The following is an 18,410-nucleotide window of genomic DNA, read 5'->3' as shown; positions in this document are numbered from 1 at the left end:
GAGAAGACCATGTCCCAGGACCCTAACGACAAGAGCCGTCGCCAGTTCCTCGCCACCAGCACCGTGCTCGGTGCCGCCGGCGCGCTCTGGTCCGCATTGCCCTTCGCCGGCTCCGCCGGTTCCGCCCATGCATCCACTCAAGGAGGCTCCATGACCGCCGACCTCATTCTGTTCAATGGCAAACTGCACACCGTCGACCGTGAGAAGCCCACCGCCACCGCCGTTGCCATCAAGGACGGCCGCTTCATCGCCGTCGGCAGCGACGCCGAAGCCATGGCCCACAAAAGCGCCACCACGCAGATCATCGACCTCAAGCAGCGCACGGTCATCCCGGGCCTGAACGACTCCCACCTGCACCTGATCCGCGGTGGCCTGAACTACAACTTGGAGCTGCGCTGGGAAGGCGTACCTTCGGTAGCCGATGCCCTGCGCATGCTCAAGGACCAGGCCGCCCGTACCCCGACCCCGCAGTGGGTGCGTGTGGTCGGTGGCTGGAACGAGTTCCAGTTCGCTGAAAAACGCATGCCGACCCTGGAAGAAATCAACCAGGCCGCGCCCGATACCCCAGTGTTCCTGCTGCACCTGTACGACCGCGCGCTGCTCAACCGCGCCGCGCTCAAAGCCGTGGGTTACACCAAGGACACGCCGAACCCGCCGGGTGGCGAGATCCAGCGCAATAAGTTCGGCGAGCCGACCGGCATGCTCATCGCCCGCCCTAACGCGATGATCCTCTACGCCACCCTGGCCAAAGGGCCGAAGCTGCCGCTGGAGTACCAGGTCAACTCGACGCGCCAGTTCATGCGCGAACTCAATCGCCTGGGCCTGACCAGTGCCATCGACGCCGGGGGCGGCTACCAGAACTTCCCGGACGACTACTCAGTGATCCAGGAGCTGGCAGACAACAACCAGCTGACCGTGCGCATCGCCTACAACCTGTTCACCCAGAAGCCCAAGGAAGAACTCGACGACTTCAAGAAGTGGACCTCTAGCGTCAAGCTGCACAGCGGCACCGACTTCCTGCGCCATAACGGCGCCGGTGAGATGCTGGTGTTCTCCGCAGCCGACTTCGAGGACTTCCTCGAGCCGCGCCCAGACCTGCCGCAAACCATGGAAGAAGAGCTGGAACCGGTGGTGCGCCACCTGGTCGAGCAGCGCTGGCCGTTCCGCCTGCACGCCACCTACAACGAATCCATCACGCGCATGCTGGATGTGTTCGAGAAGGTCAACCGCGACATCCCGTTCAATGGCCTGCCGTGGTTCTTCGACCACGCCGAGACCATCACCCCGCAGAACATCGAGCGCGTGCGCGCCTTGGGCGGCGGTATCGCCATCCAGGACCGCATGGCCTTCCAGGGTGAGTACTTCGTCGACCGCTACGGCGCCAAGGCTGCCGAACAGACCCCGCCGATCAAGCGCATGCTCGACATGGGCGTGCCGGTTGGGGCTGGTACCGACGCGACCCGCGTCTCCAGCTACAACCCGTGGACTTCGCTGTACTGGCTGGTCAGCGGCAAGACCGTCGGCGGCATGGAGCTGTACCCCGAGGGCCTGAGCCGTGACACCGCGCTGCAATTGTTCACTCAGGGCAGCGCCTGGTTCTCCAGCGAGCAGGGCAAGAAGGGCCAGATCAAGGTTGGCCAGTTGGCGGACCTGGCGGCGTTGTCGCTGGACTTCTTCAGTGTCGAGGAAGAAGCGATCAAGGGCATCGAGTCGGTGCTGACCATCGTTGACGGCAAGGTCGTGTACGCGGCCGGCGAGTTCGACAGGCTCGGCCCACCGCAGGTACCGGTACTGCCGGAATGGTCGCCGGTGGCCAAGGTGCCGGGGCACTGGCGTGTGGGTACGCCATCGCTGGCAGCGGCGGTGCACCAGTGCAGCGGGCCGTGTGGGGTGCATGCACACAGCCACGAGAAGGCGCGGCATTCCAGCGTGCCGGTGAACGACTTCCAAGGGTTCTGGGGGGCGTTGGGTTGTTCGTGCTTTGCGTTCTAAGCTGATGTGAAGAAGGGGCCCATCAGGGCCCCTTCTTTGTTTGTGCCGGCGTCAATGCTGTGGCTTGTGCGACTGCCCAGCCAATAGGTGCCGAATCTGCACCGGCACACCCTCTGTCTGCAGCATCCGCACCCGCGCTTCGATCTTCAGCTCGCCTCGGGTCACCCGATGGTGGTGGCGCAGGTGCTCCAACCACGACTCCTCGAAGAAGAACTCCAGCCACAGGTGTGGGTCGGCACTGTCGCGCATCAACCCCCACGACAACGCGCCATTGCGCTTGCGCATGGCTTCCAGTTCGCGCGCCGCCAGCTGGAACGCCTCGGCCTTGGCCGGTTCGATGTGGTACTCGACTGTGACCATCACCGGCCCGCTGTCCTGATCCAGGTCATCGTCCAGCAACGGCGCTGGCCAATGCAGCGATGGGGTCAATTCCTCGGCCTCAGTTTCGGGCAGGGTCACCTTGCAGGTCAGCAGGGTCCCAAGCCCCAGGCCACCGGCCGCCAGCAGCAGGCTCAGGGTGATCGATGCATGGCTGGCCAGCGTGCCCCACAGCAGGCCGCCACACGCCATCGCGCCGAAGAAGATCAGGATATACACCGACAGCGCCCGCGCCCGCACCCAGGCGGGTACCGAGGTTTGCGCCGCAACTTGCAGGTTGGACAGTACAGCGATCCACGCTGCGCCGCTGAGCAGCATCGCCGGCAGCAGCACATAGAAGTTGCGCACCAGGGCCAGGGCTAGCAGGAACAGCGCGTACAGCAGGCTGGCAAGCATCACCAGGCGATCACGGCTGATCCGCTCGCGCAGGCGCGGCAACAAGGTCGCGCCGGCCACTGCGCCGATGCCGATCGCCGCCAGCAACAGGCCGAAATCGGATGCTGTGCCGTGCATCTCGCCGCGTACGATCAAGGGCAGCAACGAGGTGCCAGCGCTGGCGCAGAGAAAGAACGCCAGCGCCCGCACCAAGACTGCTTGCAGCGGTTTGGCACTACGCGCAAAGCGCAACCCGGTGCGCATGGCGCCGATAAAACGTTCGGCCGGCAGCAGCGGTTCCTTCACGTCGCGCTTCCACAGCAGCAACACCACAATCACCCCGGCGAACGATACGGCATTCAGGGCAAAGGTCAGCCACGGCCCCACCAGGCTTACCACCACGCCTGCCAAGGCCGGGCCGATTGCCCGCGAGACATTGATGCCCACACTGGAAATGGCCACGGCGTTGGCCAGGTCTTCCTTGCCCACCAGCTCCGGTGTCAGCGCACTCCAGGCCGGCATCATCAGCGCTGTGCCGATGCCTAAGGCCAGCGTCAGTACCAGCAGCAAGGTGACATTCATCATGCCGAGCAGGGTCAAGGCCGCCAGCACCACGGCAACGGCTGACATCCACAGTTGCACCAGTAACAGGTAGCGGCGTTTGTCGACGATATCCGCCGCCGCGCCGGCGGGCAGGGCGAGGAAGAACATCGGCAGCGAACCCGCCACCTGGATCAGTGCCACGTGCAGCGGGCTGGCCGACAGCGTGGTCATCAACCAGCCGGCACCCACCTCGTGCATCCAGGTGCCGATGTTGGAGGCGATGGTGGCGATCCACAGCATGCGGAAGGTGGTGTTGCGCAAGGGGCTCCAAGCGCCTGAGGGGGAGGTGCTCATTTCAGAAGCCGCCTTTGAGTGGGTATTCGATGATCAAGTAGAGGCGGTCAATATCGTCGCCCGCCTGGGCTTGGTTGGCGCGGTGGCTGACGTGGGAAAGCGCCAGGCTGAGGTCTTTGGCGGCGCCGGACTGCACCACGTACTTGAGGTCGACATCGCGCTCCCAGTGACGCCCGCCCTGGCCCTGTTGGGCGGTGTAGGCGCCACCTGCCGGTGCATGCGTGCCATCAATACCGCGGCCGCTGACGTAGCGGCCCATCAGGCTCAGGCCGGGCATGCCGAGGGTGGCGAAGTCGAGGTCGTAACGCAGTTGCCACGAACGCTCGCCGGGGCCGTTGAAGTCGGCGTACTTGATCGAGTTGGCCAGGTAGATGGAGTCGCCGCCGACGAAGTCGAAGGGGGTGTCGCCCTCGACCTTCTGGTAGGCCAGGGTCAGTGCCTGGGCACCGAAGCGGTACTTGCCCGCCAGGCTGTAGGCGGTGGTGTCGATGGCGCCAGCGCTGGCGTTGCCGGTATCACGGGTTTTGTAGAGGTTGCCGTCCAGGCGCCAATTGCCCTCGGCCAGGTTGAGATTGAGGTAGGCCTGGCGCCAGGTGTCTTGCAACTGGCTGGTGTACAGCGCACCGCCGAACGGGCCATCGGGGGCGAACGTGGCGCCGGCCAGGCTGATAGCGCGGCCGTGGGTGGTGGCGCCGTAGCCGGCGAAATCATCGTGGGTCGAGCTGTTGTCCTGGTTGTTGAACGCAGTGAATCGGCCCGCCTGCAGGCGCCAGTCGGGCAGGTCGGTGTTCTCCAGCAACCAGCCCGTGGCGTATTCGGGGTGCAGGCGTTTGTCGCCGGTGTCGAACACCGGTGTCTCGACAGTCATCTCGCCGTAGCGCAGCAGGGTATTGCCCAGGCGTAGCTTGAGGGCTGCGCCGGCGCTGGAATAGTCGGACTCGGCACGGCCATCGCTGTCACGCGGCAGCAAGCCGGTACCGGCATGGCCGCGGCCACCGTCTAGCTTGAGGCCGAGAAAGCCATGCGCGTCGATGCCAACACCCACCGTGCCTTCGGTGAACCCCGAACGGATTTCACCGATGAAGCCTTGGGCCCATTCCTGACGGTAGTTTTGGCCGCTGCCGGAAGGTGAGCGGAAGTCGCTGTGCAGGAAGTAGTTACGGCTGAGCAGCGACCAGCCGGGTTCATCTGCCTGGCTGAGTGCGGGGCAGAGGGCGAGCGTGGCGAGCAGGGCGCGGCCTGGTCCGTGATTGGCGCGGATCATGAGGGCTCCGGGGTGGATGATCCGAGACTGTGAGGCAAGCGTAGGCCACGGTCTTGTAAGGGTGTGCTGGCCTCTTCGCGGGGCAAGCCCGCTCCCACAGGGACCGTGTGGTCTCCAGGGCGCTGGTGCCTCGCGAAGAGGCCGGTACGGACAGCAACTGACTCAGGCCATGTCGCTGATCGCGAACTCCTCGGCCAGGTGATCGATCAGCGACCGCACCGACGGCAACAACCCGCGCCGTGACGGGAAGATCGCATGCACGATGCCGCACCGCGGGTGCCACTCCGGCAGCAACTCCACCAGCCGACCCTCGGCCAAGTCTTCGCGCACGGCGACACGTGGCAAGTGCGCGATGCCAACCCCGGCCACTACAAAATGCCGCAGCGCGAACAGGTCGTCGGTGACCATGCGCGGCGTGTGCGGGATCACGATGCTGCGGCTCATGTCCTCGCCCTGGAACAGCTCCCACTGGTACTCACGCTGGGCGCTGCCCCAATGCACGCTGGGCAGCGTGCCAAGCAGCTGCGGGTCGAAGCCTTCGGGCAGTTGCGCCAGGTACTGCGGATGCCCCACCAGGCACTGGGTGCTGTTGCTCAGCACCTTCATCACCATGTCGGTGTTTTCCAGTGGCGGAAAGCGCACGCGCAGCGCGACATCGAAGCCTTCGTGCAGCAGGTCGACGCGGCGGTTGGTGCTTTCGATGAACAGCTCCACCTGCGGGTACTTGAGCATGTAGCGGGTCAGCATTGGCCCGACCCAGGAGTTGAGCAGGGTGGTCGGGCAGCTGATACGCACCAGGCCGCGAGGCTCGCTGCGGTTACGCTCGATGATCTCCGCCGCGCCCTCGGCCTCCACGCGCATGGCCAGGCAGCGGTTGTAGTAGGCCTGGCCGATTTCGGTCAACGAGCAGTGCCGGCTGGTGCGGTGCAGCAGGCGCACGCCCAGGCGGTCCTCAAGGTCGGCAATGCGCCGGCTGAGTTTTGACTTGGGCATGTCCAGCGCCCGCCCGGCCGGGGCGAAGCCGCCGTGCTCGACGACTTGGGTGAAGTAGTAGAGGGAGTTGAGGTCTTCCAATGATCGTTCTCCAGGTAGAACGCTAAAGGCAATTTTCGCAGTCTACCGCAGCAAAGGTGATGAATTTAATCTGTCCCCATCAACGCGAAACACCCCACTTACTGAAAACATCGAAACCTTTTAGGAGCACGGACCATGAGCAAATTCACCTACAACCGCCTGAACAAAGATGACGCCGCTGTGCTGCTGGTCGACCACCAGGCTGGCCTGTTGTCCCTGGTCCGTGACATCGAGCCGGACAAATTCAAGAACAACGTACTGGCCCTGGCGGACCTGGCCAAGTTCTTCAACCTGCCAACCATCCTCACCACCAGTTTCGAGCAAGGCCCGAACGGCCCGCTGGTGCCCGAGCTGAAAGCGCTGTTCCCAGAGGCCCCGTACATTGCCCGCCCAGGCCAGATCAACGCCTGGGACAACGAAGACTTCGTCAAGGCAGTGAAGGCCACTGGCAAGAAGCAGCTGATCATCGCCGGTGTAGTGACCGAAGTCTGTGTGGCGTTCCCGGCGCTGGCAGCCTTGGAAGAAGAGTTTGAGGTGTTCGTGGTAACCGACGCTTCGGGCACCTTCAATGCAATGACCCGCGATGCCGCCCATGACCGCATGAGCCGTGCCGGTGCGCAGCTGATGACCTGGTTCGGCGTGGCTTGTGAGCTGCACCGCGACTGGCGCAATGACGTCGAGGGGTTGGCGGCACTGTGCTCCAACCACATTCCGGATTATCGGAATTTGATGACCAGCTACAACGCGCTGACGGCGGGTAAGTAATCACCTGCTAGTGGCAAACGAAAAGGCCGGCGCCCTTGTGAGGGCGCCGGCTTTTTTGTCGCTGTGCAGGCTTGGATCAGCGGGCGCTCAACGCCGCATAGCTGTTCATCAGGTTGCGGTAATTGGGAATCCGCTGCGACAGCAGATTGCCCAACCCTTCGATGTCGTTGCGCCAGTCGCGGTGCAGCTCACAGGCCACCGAGAACCAGTTCATCATTTGTGCGCCTGCTTGGGTCATGCGTACCCACGCGGCTTGCTGCACGGTTTCGTTGAAGGTGCCGGAAGCGTCGGTCACCACGAACACTTCGAAGCCTTCAGCCAGCGCCGACAAGGTCGGGAAGGCCACGCACACGTCAGTGACCACGCCGGCGATGATCAGCTGCTTGCGGCCTGTCGCCTTGATCGCCTTGACGAAGTCTTCGTTGTCCCAGGCGTTGATCTGGCCTGGGCGGGCAATGTACGGCGCGTCTGGGAACATCTCTTTCAGCTCGGGCACCAGCGGGCCGTTCGGGCCTTGTTCAAAGCTGGTGGTGAGGATGGTCGGCAGGCCGAAGAACTTGGCCAGGTCGCCCAGGGCCAGTACGTTGTTCTTGAACTCGTTGGGCGAGAAGTCCTGCACCAGGGAGATCAGGCCGGTCTGGTGGTCGACCAGCAGCACCACCGCGTCGTCTTTGTTCAGGCGCTTGTAATCCGGTTGGCTCATGAGGGTAACTCCTTGCATTGGGCTTAGGGTGTGAAACTCAGGTGTACTACCCGAAGGTGGTATACCAATGGATAGAAGGCGCTTAAGAATGCGGGCCGGATGCGGCACCTTGCGTGGTCAACCGCCACGCTTTGGGCGGCTGGCCGACCAGGCGGCTGAATGCCCGGGTGAAATGGGACTGGTCGCAGAAACCACATTCGAGGCTGACATGGGTGATCGGCGCCTCGGTGGCCAGCAGGCGCTTGGCCTTCTCCATGCGCGCCAGCAGGCGCCAGGCCTGGGGCGACAAACCGGTGTTGACCTTGAACGCGCGCGAGAAATGGCTGCGGGTCAGGTTGCACACACCAGCGATCTCGATGATCGACAAAGGGCTGTGCAGCATCAGTTCCTTGGCCTGGCGCAGCCGCGCAGGGGTCAGCGCGCCTGGGGCCGGTGAGGTGCTGCGGATCGTCAGAGGGCTCATGGCGACTCTCCTGTTCAATGAGGAAAGTCTCGCCCCCGGGTCATGACAAAGTCCTGAGCCAAACCTGAAGAGTTCTTAATTGTGCAGTGCTGGCCCTGGCCGCTATACCAATACCTTAAGATGCGCGCGTATTCAGTTTCAGGCCGCGACCGGCGGCCCGCATTCAAGGCGAAAGAGGCATGCAGGAAAATCCCGCCCACCGCACCGTGGCGATGGTGCTGTTCAATGATGTGCTGTTGCTGGATGTCACCGGCCCCATGGACGCCTTTGCCATCGCCAACCGGTTTTTGCCCGCTGAGCGGCAGTACCGGCTGATCACCTTGGCCGAAGGCCAGGGTACGGTGCGCGGTTCATGCGGGCTGAGGGTGATGGCCGACCTGCGCCTGGAAGAGCTGCCCGAAGCCGTCGACCTGTTGCTGGTACCCGGCGGCCCAGGGGCCTATGACGTCGCCCTGCCGGGTCTTGAGCACTGGCTGCCACAGGCCGTGCGCGGGGCCAAGCGATTTGGCGCCATCTGCACCGGCGTGTTCTTGCTGGGCCGGGCCGGCCTGCTCGGCGGCTATCGCTGCACCACCCACTGGAACTATGTCGAACGGCTGGCGCGGGCCTTCCCTGAGGCGAAAGTCGAGACCGAACAGATCTACGTGATTGACCGCTGCCTGATCACCTCGGGCGGCATCACCGCCGGTATCGACCTGGCGCTGGCCGTGGTCGCAGAAGACCACGGCAAGGCCCTGGCCCTAGAAGTGGCCAAGGTGCTGCTGGTCGCTCGCCATCGTCAGGGCGGGCAAACCCCGTATGGGCCGTTGCTGGCGGCCGTGCCGCGTGATGATTCGCCAACCGCGCGGGTACAGGCCTATATCGTCGACCATATCGACCAGGCCTTTACCGTGCAGAAAATGGCCGATCTAGTGGCCATGAGCAGCCGCAACTTTGCCCGTACATTCCAGCGCGAGGTCGGCATCACGCCGTTGCAGTACCTGCAAAATGCGCGCATCGACCAGGCGCGCAAACTGCTCGAAGGCAGCGACCTGCCGTTGAAGGTGGTGGCGGCACGCTGTGGGTTTGGCAGTGATCGGCATATGCGCAAGGTGTTCTGCGAGCGCATCGGCATGACGCCGGCACAGTACCGGGCGCAGTTTGGCGAGAGCTGAGCCGAAACGCGTGCGATCAGCTGATTGTCTTGATAGGCGGGACAATGTTTCTCCTTCAGCCCGGATTGTCTGACGCCCGCACATTGCCCAGAATTGCCGGCCACATTGTTCAACGCTGCCCCGGCAGCTCATGGAGTACGAGCCAATGCCACACGAAGGCAGCCTTCTGCAAACCGCGGTGATCTTCCTGCTCGCCGCGGTCCTTGCTGTTCCCCTGGCCAAGCGCCTGAAGCTGGGCGCCGTGATCGGCTACCTGCTGGCCGGCGTGGCCATCGGCCCGCAGGCACTGGGGCTGATCCGCGATACCGAAAGCGTCGCGCACATCTCGGAACTCGGCGTGGTGCTGCTGCTGTTCATCATCGGCCTGGAACTGTCGCCCAAGCGTTTGTGGCTGATGCGCAAGTCGGTGTTCGGCGTGGGCGCTGCGCAGGTACTGCTGACCGGCGCGGTGATTGGCGCCATCGCCCTGTTCGGCTTCGCCCAGTCGCTGGCCGCCGCCTTGGTGCTGGGTCTGGGCCTGGCGCTGTCATCCACCGCCCTGGGCCTGCAGAGCCTGGCCGAAAGCAAGCAGCTCAACGCGCCGCACGGTCGCCTGGCGTTTGCCATCCTGCTGTTCCAAGACATCGCTGCCATTCCGCTGATTGCCCTGGTCCCGCTGCTAGCCGCCAGCGGCCCGGATACCGGCCACGGTGACAGCCTTGAACATGCACTGAAGGTGTTCGCCAGCATCGCCGTGGTCATCGTGGGCGGCCGCTACTTACTGCGCCCGGTGTTCCGCATCGTCGCGCGCACCGGCCTGCCAGAGGTTTCAACCGCCACCGCACTGCTGGTGGTGATCGGCACCGCCTGGCTGATGGAAGAGGCTGGTATCTCCATGGCCTTGGGTGCATTCCTGGCCGGCCTATTGTTAGCCGACTCGGAGTACCGGCACGAGCTGGAATCGCAGATCGAACCGTTCAAAGGGCTGTTGCTGGGGCTGTTCTTCATCAGTGTCGGCATGGGCGCCAACCTCAGCCTGCTGCTGGAAATGCCGCTGGTGCTGCTGGGCCTGACCCTGCTGCTGATCGCGGTCAAGCTGACCTTGCTGATAGTGGTCGGCCGGCTGGCCGGCGGCCTCAACAGCGCCAGCGCCCTGCGCCTGGGCATGGTGCTGGCGGCGGGTGGCGAGTTCGCCTTCGTTGTGTTCAAGCTGGGCAAGGACCAAGGCTTGTTCGACACCCAGACCTACGACCTGCTGATGATGACCATCACCTTGTCGATGGCCATCACGCCCCTGTTGATGCTCGGCTGCGCTCGTGCCCTCAAGCGCCCGCAACCGCAGCGTGAAGTGCCCGAACAGTACAAACAGATCCAGACCGATGCACCGCGCGTGGTGATCGTTGGCATGGGCCGCATGGGGCAGATCGTCTCGCGCATCCTGCGTGCCCAGAAGATCCCCTTCATCGCCCTGGAAACCTCGGTGGACGCCATCGAGATGACCCGCATGTTCGAGCAGGCCCCAGTGTTCTACGGCGACCCTCTGCGCCCCGAAGTGCTGCATGCGGCCAAGGTGGGCGAGGCGGAGTATTTTGTGATCACCACCGACGACCCAGAAGTCACCACCCGCACGGCGGAGCGGGTCAAGCGCCTGTACCCGCACCTGAAAGTGTTGGCCCGGGCACGAAACCGCCAGCATGTGCACAAGCTGGTGGACGTGGGTGCCGAGCCCATTCGCGAGACGTTCTACTCAAGCCTGGAGCTGACCCGCCGCGCGCTGGTGGGGTTGGGGTTGAGTGACGAACAAGCGGCGGACCGTATTGCGCGGTTCACCCAGCATGACGAAGAAGTGCTGGAGGCCCAGGGGCAGGTGCGCGATGACCGGGCCAAGGTGATGCAGACGGCGAAGGAAGCGCGGGTGGAGCTGGAGCGGTTGTTTGATTCGGATGCGGATTGAGTTTTGATTTTGCGCGGTGTCACCGTCCGCTATCTACATGGGATGTTTCCCAGAGTTTTTCCATCATAGACTGGGGCTGCAGGGCAGCCCTTCGCGGGCAAGCACACGGCCCTGTGGGAGCGGGCTTGCCCGCGAAGAGGCCGGCGCAGGCTAAAACAGGTCAATCAGCCGCCCGAACCGGCACCGTCAACCTGATCCGGCACCCGCCCAGCTCCGAAACCTGAGCCTGCAACTGCCCACCATGGGCCTGAATTACCGAGCTGCAGATCGCCAGCCCCATCCCCAGTCCGCCACTCTTGGTGGTGTAGAACGCACCAAACACCCGCTCCAGCTCCTCTGGCGCAATCCCTGGCCCATTGTCGTCCACGCAAATCTCCACCCCCGCCTCGACCACGGCAGACGTGATGCGCAACAGGCCATCGTCGCGGAACCCCGCCAGCGCTTCCAGGGCATTGGTGATCAGGTTGTAGATCAGCTGCTGCAACTGCACTGGGTCGGCCATGAGGCTCGTTGCGGCCTGCAACCGGGTTTGCACCTTCACGCCGCCTTTCAAGGCATCCGAGGATGTCAGGCGCACCACTTCCAGAATCAGTGCATCGAGCTTCACCGGCTTGAGTTGCATCGGCGACTGTTTGGCCAGCGACCGCAGTGCGCGGACGATGTTGGCTGCCCGTTCACTGTCGTTGCGGATATCTTCCAGGCCGGCAATGGCTTCTTCAAGGTCGGGCTGGCCGCGCTTGAGCCAGCGCAAGCTGGCGGCCGCATTGGCGGCGATGCCAAGCAGGGGCTGGCTGATCTCGTGGGCGATGGAGGCGGACAACTCGTTCATCACCTGCAGGTGCGCGCTGCGGGCAAGCTCTGCACGTGAGCGGCGCAGCTCGGCCTCCATCTGCGCGCGGCTCTGGTTGTCTTCGGCCAGGCGCGTATAGAACTTGGCGGTTTGCAGCGATACCGCAGCCTGCGAAGCGAGAATCTCCAGCATGGCCAGGCGCTGGCTGCCGAACAGGTTCGGCACCAGGCGGTTTTCCAGGTAGACCAGGCCGATCAGCACCCCCTGCAGCAGCAGCGGCAGGCACAGCACCGAGCGGGCGTTGCGTGCGTGCAGCTCCTGGCGAAACGCTTCTGGGCAGTCGCTGAGGGCGTCGTTCAGCACCATGGGTTTCTTGGTGCGCAGGGTGGCATTGATGATCGACAGCGGCGCCTGGGTCAGGAACTTCTGGCAATTGTCCATGCGCACGTGCAGACCGGCATCGTCGATGTAGGCCAGCGCGGCCATCTGGAACTCGGCGCCGCTGACGATCAGCAGGGCACCGTGATCGGCGCCGGAATGCTGGGTCAGGTGGCCCATCAAGGTTTCGATCAGGCCCTCTAGCAGCACCTCTTCGGACAGCGCGCGCGCGGCTTCCAGGCCGACTTCCAGGTCGAGCCTGGCCTGGCTGGCAGAGCGGTAGGTTTCCTGCACGGGCTGGGTGCGCAAGAACGGGTGCAGGGTTTCGAGCTGGCGCACCTTGCCCGTGGCACCCCAGATGTGGAAGCAGTCACGGGCAATGCGCAGGTGCAGGTTGGCGCCAGAGATCAAGCCACTGGGGATGCACACCTCAGCCAGTTGCTCGTGGGCCAGGGCCTGCTCATGGATGAAACCGGCGGCCGTGGCGGCGATCTGGGCCTGGTCGAAACAGCGGATGGCGGCCAGGCCATCGCCGCTGAGCTTGGCGATCACGCCCTCGATCAGCAGGAGCTTGTTGCGGAAGGTGACCGGGTTGAAGCTCGCCCACGCAGCAAAGCGCTCGCGCAATTCGTGCAGCGCAGCCAATTTACCCATCGCGCTGCCCGGGGCTTCCGGGCTGCCCAGGGTGAGGCCGCGGAACAGGTGGTAGTCGGCCAGGTTGATGTGTGCAGGGGCGGCCCAGGCATGGCTGCCGGCGCTGGCGAGTTGGCGTACGGCCTGTTTGATATCGCCCAGGTAGAAGGCCGACATGCCGGCGTAGAGGTGCTTGAAGAACAGCGTGGTGCAGGATTTTATGCTGTGCACGCGGGCTTCGGCAGGCGCTTCGCACCCCGAGCGCGACGCAAGGCCGATCCTGCCACTGCTGCCGGTCATGACAGCGACGAATGCCTGCTGGGCCAAGAGGATGTGTTCGACATCGCTGTAGCCGTAGCCGCGAACGGTGACCAACCCTTGCTCCACTTCGCCGCTGACTTCCTGCAAGGGTTGGCCCATGAACAGTGAGTCGGAAACCAGGTGATTGCGGGCATAGCAGGCCATCGCCAGGTCGCCGCTCAGGCGCGGCGATTCGACCGCTTCCAGTGCCGTGCGCCGGGCAAACTCCATCGGCGCCGTCCAGGCGCTGACCTGGTCGAGGGCGAGCAGGGCGCTGGTCAAGTCGGCCTCGAAACCGTGCCGTTCGATCAGTTTGAGCGCCGCCAGGCAGTAAGCATGGCCGTCATGGTAGGCGGCAAAGCGCTCGGCTGCCATCACGCCAAACCAGGCCAGGCCATAGGTACTGCCAGGTGCGACGCCGTGGAGCAATGACAGCTCCATGATCTTGGCCAGGTGCAGGAAGCAGAGGTCGTCCTTGACGAAGAACGATGATGACAGGGTCGCCAGCAGCGCGATTGCCACCGCCGCGTCTTCCGAGTCGGCCCTGGGCAACGATTCCAGGCAATGGCGGCCCTTGTTCTCGATCAGGGCGTGGACACGGCCATAGGCTGCCTCGACTTGCTCGGGGTGGATGCCCTGGGCAAGCGTGATGCCCAACAGCTCAAGGCCGCCGATGGCGCAGGTGATGGCGGCTGGGTAGTCCGAACGTAAGGTATGCAGGCGTGCTTCAAGCTTGCATACCCGGGCCTTGTCGAGCGCCGATAGCGCACGCTGGTGGCATTCGAGGATGCGAACGTCGGCCTGTGGCATGCGTGACAGTTGCATGTCGCACTCTGCGGCCAGGCAGGCGATGGTAAAGGCATGGCTTGCCTGGCTGCCGGGCGTGGTGCCGAGGCGCAGCAGTTCGTCGGCTGCTTGCAGGTAGCCGGCGGCCTGCTCATAGGCGGCATTGTCGCACGCCCGCAACGCGGCCTCCTGCAGCAGCACCAGAAACCCTTCGCAGTCGCTGGCCGCAAATGCATGCGGGCTGGCCAACTGCACCTGATTGGCGATTTCGAACACCGCGTCGTGTTGAGCCGTTTGCCAGGCCGCCCGCATGGTTTGGGCAATATGCGCGTGCAGCGCCGGCCGCTCGCGCGATGGGGTGAGTGCGTAGGCGGCGTCCAGTACGCGATCGTGCGAGAACACCAGCGCCTTGTGCCCAGCTAGCAGGAAGCCCGCGCCAATCAAGGCCTTGAGCTGTTCGGCCAGTTGCTCGGCGGGCAGTGGCAGCATGCTGCGCAGCAGGCGTTCGTCGCATCGACCCCCCGCGGCGCTGGCAAAGCGCAGCACAGTTCGCTGGGCTTCAGGCAGGCGTGTCAGGCGATGGACCATCAGGTCGGCGACGTTGTCGGCATAGCGGTGTTGCGCTACTGCTGGCAGCGACCACGACCAGCGCATGGTCTGGGTGTCGAAGGTGAACAACTGGTCCTCGACCATCGCCCCGAGGATCTGGTGGATGAAGAACGGGTTGCCAGCGGTCTTCGCGTGCACCAGCTCGGCGAGCTGCAAGGCAGCGTCAGGCGCGGCGTGGTAGCGTTCGCTGATCATCTCCATCACGGCGCCGATGGTGAGGGGGCGTAGGTCTAGGGTGGTGCTGCGGATGGACGCGGGGGTAACCAAGGGCTTGCTGCCGGGTGGTGCATCGCTGCGCCGGGCGAAGATCAACAGCAGGTTGCTGGGTGCTTGCTCCAGCAGTTCATCAAGCAGGTGCAGCGTGGCGTCGTCGGCCCACTGCATGTCATCGAGAAACAGCGCCAATGGTCGCCCGGGGCGGCTGAACACCTGCAGGAATTCGACGATCGCTCGCAGCTCTTTCTGCAAGGCGAGCCGTGTGGGCTTTTCCGGGAACTCGGCCATGGGGCCGATCACCAGCTTCAAGTCCGGGGCCAGCTTGCCCAGCAAACGGCCGCGCCCTTTGATGCGCCGCAGAATTTCACGGCGTAACGCGTCAAGGTCATCGCGGTTCTTGGCCAGCAACTGGGTGGTCAGCGAACCGAGAATCTCGATCCAGGGGCCATAGGGCACCGCCCGTTCCAGGCTGTTGCACTTGCCGCTGGCCCAATAACCCTCGGCGCCGCCCTTGAGTGTTGCCTGTACCAGGCTGGACTTGCCCATGCCGGTAGCGCCTTTGATGAACAGCGCCTGGGGCGCGCTGTCGCGGCGCAATGCCTTGAGCAGCAGGGTGATCACCTTCTGCTCGGCTGTGCGGCCATAGAGGCGTTCGTGGTTGGGCGAAAGGGGGTCAGCGCTGCCAGGCTCGAAATCTTCGATGGCCTGGGCCGCCAGCCACTGCCGCTGGCAGTGAGCAAGGTCCACCGCCAGCGCACGGGCGGTCTGGTAGCGGGCATCGGGCTCTTTGGCCAGGGCCTTGGCGAGGATGCGGCTGAGTGGCTGCGGCACCCGGTTGTCGACCTCGATGGCCGCCCGTGGCTGCACGCCGGCATGCAGCTGGCGCCAGTGCAGTGTGTCGCGCCCGGCGAGCGGCAACTCGCCCAGCAAAAGCTGGTACAGGATGGCGCCCAGCGCATAGATATCGCTGCGTTGGTCGCTGCTGGAGCCGAGGGGGCAGATCTGTTCCGGCGCCAGGTAGGACCAGTTGCCAATGGGTGCGCCTTGCTCGCTGATGAGCGAGTGCGCATCCGCGCGAAACCCGCCGAGCCTCACCCGCTGCGCGTGCTGCACGCAGATATGCGCGGGTTGCAAGGCGCCGTGCAGTACGTTGGCATCGTGTGCCAGCGCCAATGCTGATGCGGCTTTGACGGCGATGTCGAGGAAGCCGGGAAGCGCTGCCGGGCCTTGGGCGATGAGGTCGGCGACCGAGCGGCCGCCCGGATACACCAGCAGCGGCCCTTCAGCCGAACGCACGTAGGCCGAGGGCATCACGGCCCACTTCGGGTCGAGGCGCAGGCGATAATCGTGCTCCAGGCGCTGGCAGGCAGCAGGGGACTCGATCGGGGCGCGCACCGCGATCCAGGCCTGCCCCGTGCCGGGGTCGCACAGGCGGAAGTAGGTCAGCTCGCCTTCCTGCCCCAGACGAGTGATGTCGCACCGATTCAACCAGCCCTCGTCGATCGACTGGTCATAATCGATGGGCCTGTAAGCGAGGCGTTCATCGAGCATCAAGCACCCCCTGCTAACCACATCCAAGGGCGCGAGTATACGCAGCGATCCCCCCGCGCATGCGCGGGCCAGACGGCTTGGCAGGAACGGGAACCATCTTGACCGTTATCGTCCCCTTGGCCGTGGCGGGCGCTTGTATAGTCCCAAGGCCAACCTATCCCTCGGGATAATTGTATGAATGCGGGCGCTGGCCTAGATTGCACGGGGCTGCGCAACCGCCCGGACCCGTGAGACTCGAGAAGACCATGATCCGATTTGGCAATGCCCAGGTGTCGCTGGAGCGACGAGAAGCGTTTCTCGACGGCAAGCCGATCGTGCTGGGCGGGCGCGCTTTCGAGGTGCTGGCAACGCTGATCCGCGCCAAAGGCCGCGTGGTTGGCAAGGACGAGCTGTTCAGCCAGGTGTGGGCCGGCACGGTGGTCGAAGACAACAACCTGCAGGTGCAGATCTCCTTGTTGCGCAAGGCCTTCGGTGACCGCGGCCTGATCCAGACCGTGCCACGCCGCGGCTATCGGCTGGTGGCTGAAGTGGCCCTCGACCTGCCGGCGAGACCCACGAGCAACGCTTCGCTAGCCTTCGACCTCGATACGGCTGAGCCCGCGGCTGATTGCGCAGCGGTGCCCGTGCTGGTGGTGGATGACGACCCATCGGTGCTCAAAGCCTTGGGGCGACTCTTTCGCTCGCACGACATTGTGCATCGCCTGTACGCCTCGGCTGAGGCGCTGCTTGAAGCGCATGCCGACACGCCGTATGCCTGCCTGTTGCTGGACATGAACCTGCCTGAGGCCAGCGGTTTGGAGCTGCAGGCGATGGTGCGCCAGCTCGACCTGCCCTGGCCGATCGTGTTCATGACCGGCCACGGCACTATTCCCATGACCGTGCAGGCGATGCGTGCGGGTGCTGTGGAGTTCCTGACCAAGCCCTTTGATGAGGCGCAATTGCTGACCCTGCTGACAGCTCTGCGTGCCCGTGCGCTGACGGCTGGGCGCGCGTGGCGGCATACACGGCAAGTCAGGGAAAAGTACGCGCGGCTGACCCAGCGTGAGCGGCAGGTGTTCGCGCTGGTGGTCGGCGGGTTGTCGCACAAACAGATTGCCAAAGCGATTGGCACCAGCGAGGTGACGACCAAGGTGCACAAGAAGAACATCATGAACAAGATGCAGTCCCGCTCGCTGGTCGAACTGGTCGCCATGCACAACGTGCTCGAGGCCCGTGCCGAGGGCCAGGGCGCCGCATGAAGCCCGAGGTTGAACGCGACAGGGCGTGGGTGTGCATCGTCGACGATGATGCGTCTGTGCGCAAAAGCCTGGCCAACCTGCTGCGAGCGACAGGCTTCGGCGCGTTACTGTTCGGTTCGGGCGAAGAGTTTTTGGCCTCGACGTTGGCGCGTGAGGCCGGGTGTGCGTTGCTGGACTTGAAGATGCCTGGGCTTTCCGGGCTGGACGTGCTGCGTGAACTGGCGCGCATGGGCTGGCGGCTGCCGGTCGTCTGCATGTCGGCGCATTGGGATGACCTGGCGCTGAAGGCTGCGCAGCGCCATGGGGCGGTGGCGTGCCTGGGCAAGCCGTTTTCTGAAGAGGCGTTGCTGGCGGCGGTAGAGGCGGCGTTGGCTGGCGCAAGAGCGGATTAGAGAAAGCACATCTGCGCAATCAATCCTGGCATGGATCGGCGAAAGTTCGCAGTCGACCTATCCTTGAGACACACCCAGATGCCGCGCCCGAATGTCTTGCATGACGCTTCATCCCCCATCTTCACCGCAGCCGGCTTGCTGTTCATGCGCGTTGCGGCTGCCTTGCTGTTGTTGCTGATCCATGGGTTACCCAAGCTATTGGACTGGAACGGTGAACTGCAGCGCATCGAGGACCCTTTTGGCCTGGGTGCGCCGTTGACGTTGGGCTTGGCCGTGTTTGCCGAGGTGTTCTGCCCGGTGTTGCTGATTTTGGGTGTCGCGGCGCGGCTGGCTTGCTTGCCAGTGCTGGTGGTGTTGTTGGTGGCCCTGGTGGTGGTGCACCCTGATTGGACGCTGGAGCAGGGCCAATTCGCCTGGTTATTGGTGGTGCTGTATGGCGGGCTGGCGCTGACCGGGCCGGGAGCGTTCTCGATTGCTGGGCTTCAGCAAAAGAACATCGCCGGATAGGGGCGGCAGTGC

The 18,410-nt window shown here is 64.3% G+C and carries 13 protein-coding genes; 7 read left to right on the top strand and 6 right to left on the bottom strand.

The window, feature by feature from the left end; genetic code table 11:
• Window positions 1-150 precede the first annotated feature (150 nt).
• Window positions 151-1,992, top strand: coding sequence for an amidohydrolase (locus LOY53_RS25975; protein ID WP_027592188.1), 1,842 nt, complete (start codon window positions 151-153; stop codon window positions 1,990-1,992).
• A gap of 51 nt (window positions 1,993-2,043) precedes the next feature.
• Here LOY53_RS25975 and LOY53_RS25970 read toward each other — a convergent pair whose 3' ends face one another.
• The 3 genes from LOY53_RS25970 to LOY53_RS25960 all read right to left on the bottom strand — a co-directional run bounded on the left by LOY53_RS25970 (window position 2,044) and on the right by LOY53_RS25960 (window position 5,980).
• Window positions 2,044-3,642, bottom strand: a complete 1,599-nt coding sequence (locus LOY53_RS25970) for an MFS transporter (RefSeq protein WP_252826218.1) — start codon at window positions 3,640-3,642, stop codon at window positions 2,044-2,046.
• A 1-nt stretch (window position 3,643) separates the two neighbouring features.
• Window positions 3,644-4,906, bottom strand: a complete 1,263-nt coding sequence (locus LOY53_RS25965; protein WP_252826217.1) for an OprD family porin — start codon at window positions 4,904-4,906, stop codon at window positions 3,644-3,646.
• Between the two features lie 162 nt (window positions 4,907-5,068).
• Complete coding sequence (locus LOY53_RS25960) at window positions 5,069-5,980, bottom strand: LysR substrate-binding domain-containing protein (protein WP_027592190.1); 912 nt, start codon at window positions 5,978-5,980, stop codon at window positions 5,069-5,071.
• Between the two features lie 135 nt (window positions 5,981-6,115).
• Between LOY53_RS25960 and ycaC (LOY53_RS25955) the strand changes: the two genes are divergently transcribed.
• A complete protein-coding gene (gene ycaC, locus LOY53_RS25955; protein ID WP_099430781.1) occupies window positions 6,116-6,745 on the top strand; it encodes an isochorismate family cysteine hydrolase YcaC in 630 nt (209 codons plus the stop codon).
• Between the two features lie 76 nt (window positions 6,746-6,821).
• Here the strand turns inward: ycaC (LOY53_RS25955) and ycaC (LOY53_RS25950) are convergent, their stop codons facing one another.
• Together ycaC (LOY53_RS25950) and LOY53_RS25945 are read right to left on the bottom strand one after the other, a co-directional pair.
• Window positions 6,822-7,448 carry an isochorismate family cysteine hydrolase YcaC gene (ycaC, locus tag LOY53_RS25950; protein ID WP_004375560.1) on the bottom strand — a complete coding sequence of 209 codons (627 nt, stop codon included), beginning with the start codon at window positions 7,446-7,448 and terminating at the stop codon, window positions 6,822-6,824.
• Between the two features lie 82 nt (window positions 7,449-7,530).
• Window positions 7,531-7,911: an AraC family transcriptional regulator gene (locus LOY53_RS25945; protein WP_050580711.1), complete on the bottom strand. Its 381-nt coding sequence runs from the start codon at window positions 7,909-7,911 to the stop codon at window positions 7,531-7,533.
• A gap of 179 nt (window positions 7,912-8,090) precedes the next feature.
• On the opposite strand from LOY53_RS25945, the gene LOY53_RS25940 reads away from it, so the two are divergent.
• Entirely contained in the window at window positions 8,091-9,065 is a 975-nt protein-coding gene (locus LOY53_RS25940) for a GlxA family transcriptional regulator (protein WP_252826215.1), read from the top strand.
• Window positions 9,066-9,210: 145 nt separating this feature from the next.
• Complete coding sequence (locus LOY53_RS25935; RefSeq protein WP_258703439.1) at window positions 9,211-10,998, top strand: monovalent cation:proton antiporter-2 (CPA2) family protein; 1,788 nt, start codon at window positions 9,211-9,213, stop codon at window positions 10,996-10,998.
• Window positions 10,999-11,158: 160 nt separating this feature from the next.
• On the opposite strand, the gene LOY53_RS25930 is transcribed toward LOY53_RS25935, so the two are convergent.
• Entirely contained in the window at window positions 11,159-16,261 is a 5,103-nt protein-coding gene (locus LOY53_RS25930; protein ID WP_258703438.1) for an ATP-binding sensor histidine kinase, read from the bottom strand.
• 245 nt (window positions 16,262-16,506) lie between these two features.
• Here LOY53_RS25930 and LOY53_RS25925 point away from each other — a divergent pair, with 245 nt between their 5' ends.
• From LOY53_RS25925 to LOY53_RS25915, 3 genes are all read left to right on the top strand, one after another.
• Window positions 16,507-17,499: a response regulator gene (locus LOY53_RS25925; RefSeq protein ID WP_258703437.1), complete on the top strand. Its 993-nt coding sequence runs from the start codon at window positions 16,507-16,509 to the stop codon at window positions 17,497-17,499.
• Between the two features lie 29 nt (window positions 17,500-17,528).
• Entirely contained in the window at window positions 17,529-17,891 is a 363-nt protein-coding gene (locus LOY53_RS25920; protein ID WP_258704187.1) for a response regulator transcription factor, read from the top strand.
• A 78-nt stretch (window positions 17,892-17,969) separates the two neighbouring features.
• Window positions 17,970-18,398: a DoxX family protein gene (locus LOY53_RS25915; protein WP_258703436.1), complete on the top strand. Its 429-nt coding sequence runs from the start codon at window positions 17,970-17,972 to the stop codon at window positions 18,396-18,398.
• Window positions 18,399-18,410: the final 12 nt, after the last annotated feature.

Origin of the sequence: Pseudomonas sp. B21-031, from assembly GCF_024748985.1 — a bacterium.
In the GTDB taxonomy this organism is placed as follows: Bacteria; Pseudomonadota; Gammaproteobacteria; order Pseudomonadales; family Pseudomonadaceae; genus Aquipseudomonas; species Aquipseudomonas kermanshahensis.
The sequence above is the reverse complement of the archived record's forward strand: the minus strand, read 5'-3'. Positions and strand labels throughout refer to the sequence as shown.

Bases quoted from the DNA above. Each gene is read 5' to 3' on its own strand.
- LOY53_RS25925 (WP_258703437.1), top strand. From the start codon at position 16,507: ATGATCCGATTTGGCAATGCCCAGGTGTCGCTGGAGCGACGAGAAGCG.
- LOY53_RS25915 (WP_258703436.1), top strand. From the start codon at position 17,970: ATGCCGCGCCCGAATGTCTTGCATGACGCTTCATCCCCCATCTTCACC.
- LOY53_RS25970 (WP_252826218.1), bottom strand. From the start codon at position 3,642: ATGAGCACCTCCCCCTCAGGCGCTTGGAGCCCCTTGCGCAACACCACC.
- LOY53_RS25940 (WP_252826215.1), top strand. From the start codon at position 8,091: ATGCAGGAAAATCCCGCCCACCGCACCGTGGCGATGGTGCTGTTCAAT.
- ycaC (WP_099430781.1), top strand. From the start codon at position 6,116: ATGAGCAAATTCACCTACAACCGCCTGAACAAAGATGACGCCGCTGTG.
- LOY53_RS25965 (WP_252826217.1), bottom strand. From the start codon at position 4,906: ATGATCCGCGCCAATCACGGACCAGGCCGCGCCCTGCTCGCCACGCTC.
- LOY53_RS25930 (WP_258703438.1), bottom strand. From the start codon at position 16,261: ATGCTCGATGAACGCCTCGCTTACAGGCCCATCGATTATGACCAGTCG.
- LOY53_RS25935 (WP_258703439.1), top strand. From the start codon at position 9,211: ATGCCACACGAAGGCAGCCTTCTGCAAACCGCGGTGATCTTCCTGCTC.
- ycaC (WP_004375560.1), bottom strand. From the start codon at position 7,448: ATGAGCCAACCGGATTACAAGCGCCTGAACAAAGACGACGCGGTGGTG.
- LOY53_RS25975 (WP_027592188.1), top strand. From the start codon at position 151: ATGACCGCCGACCTCATTCTGTTCAATGGCAAACTGCACACCGTCGAC.
- LOY53_RS25945 (WP_050580711.1), bottom strand. From the start codon at position 7,911: ATGAGCCCTCTGACGATCCGCAGCACCTCACCGGCCCCAGGCGCGCTG.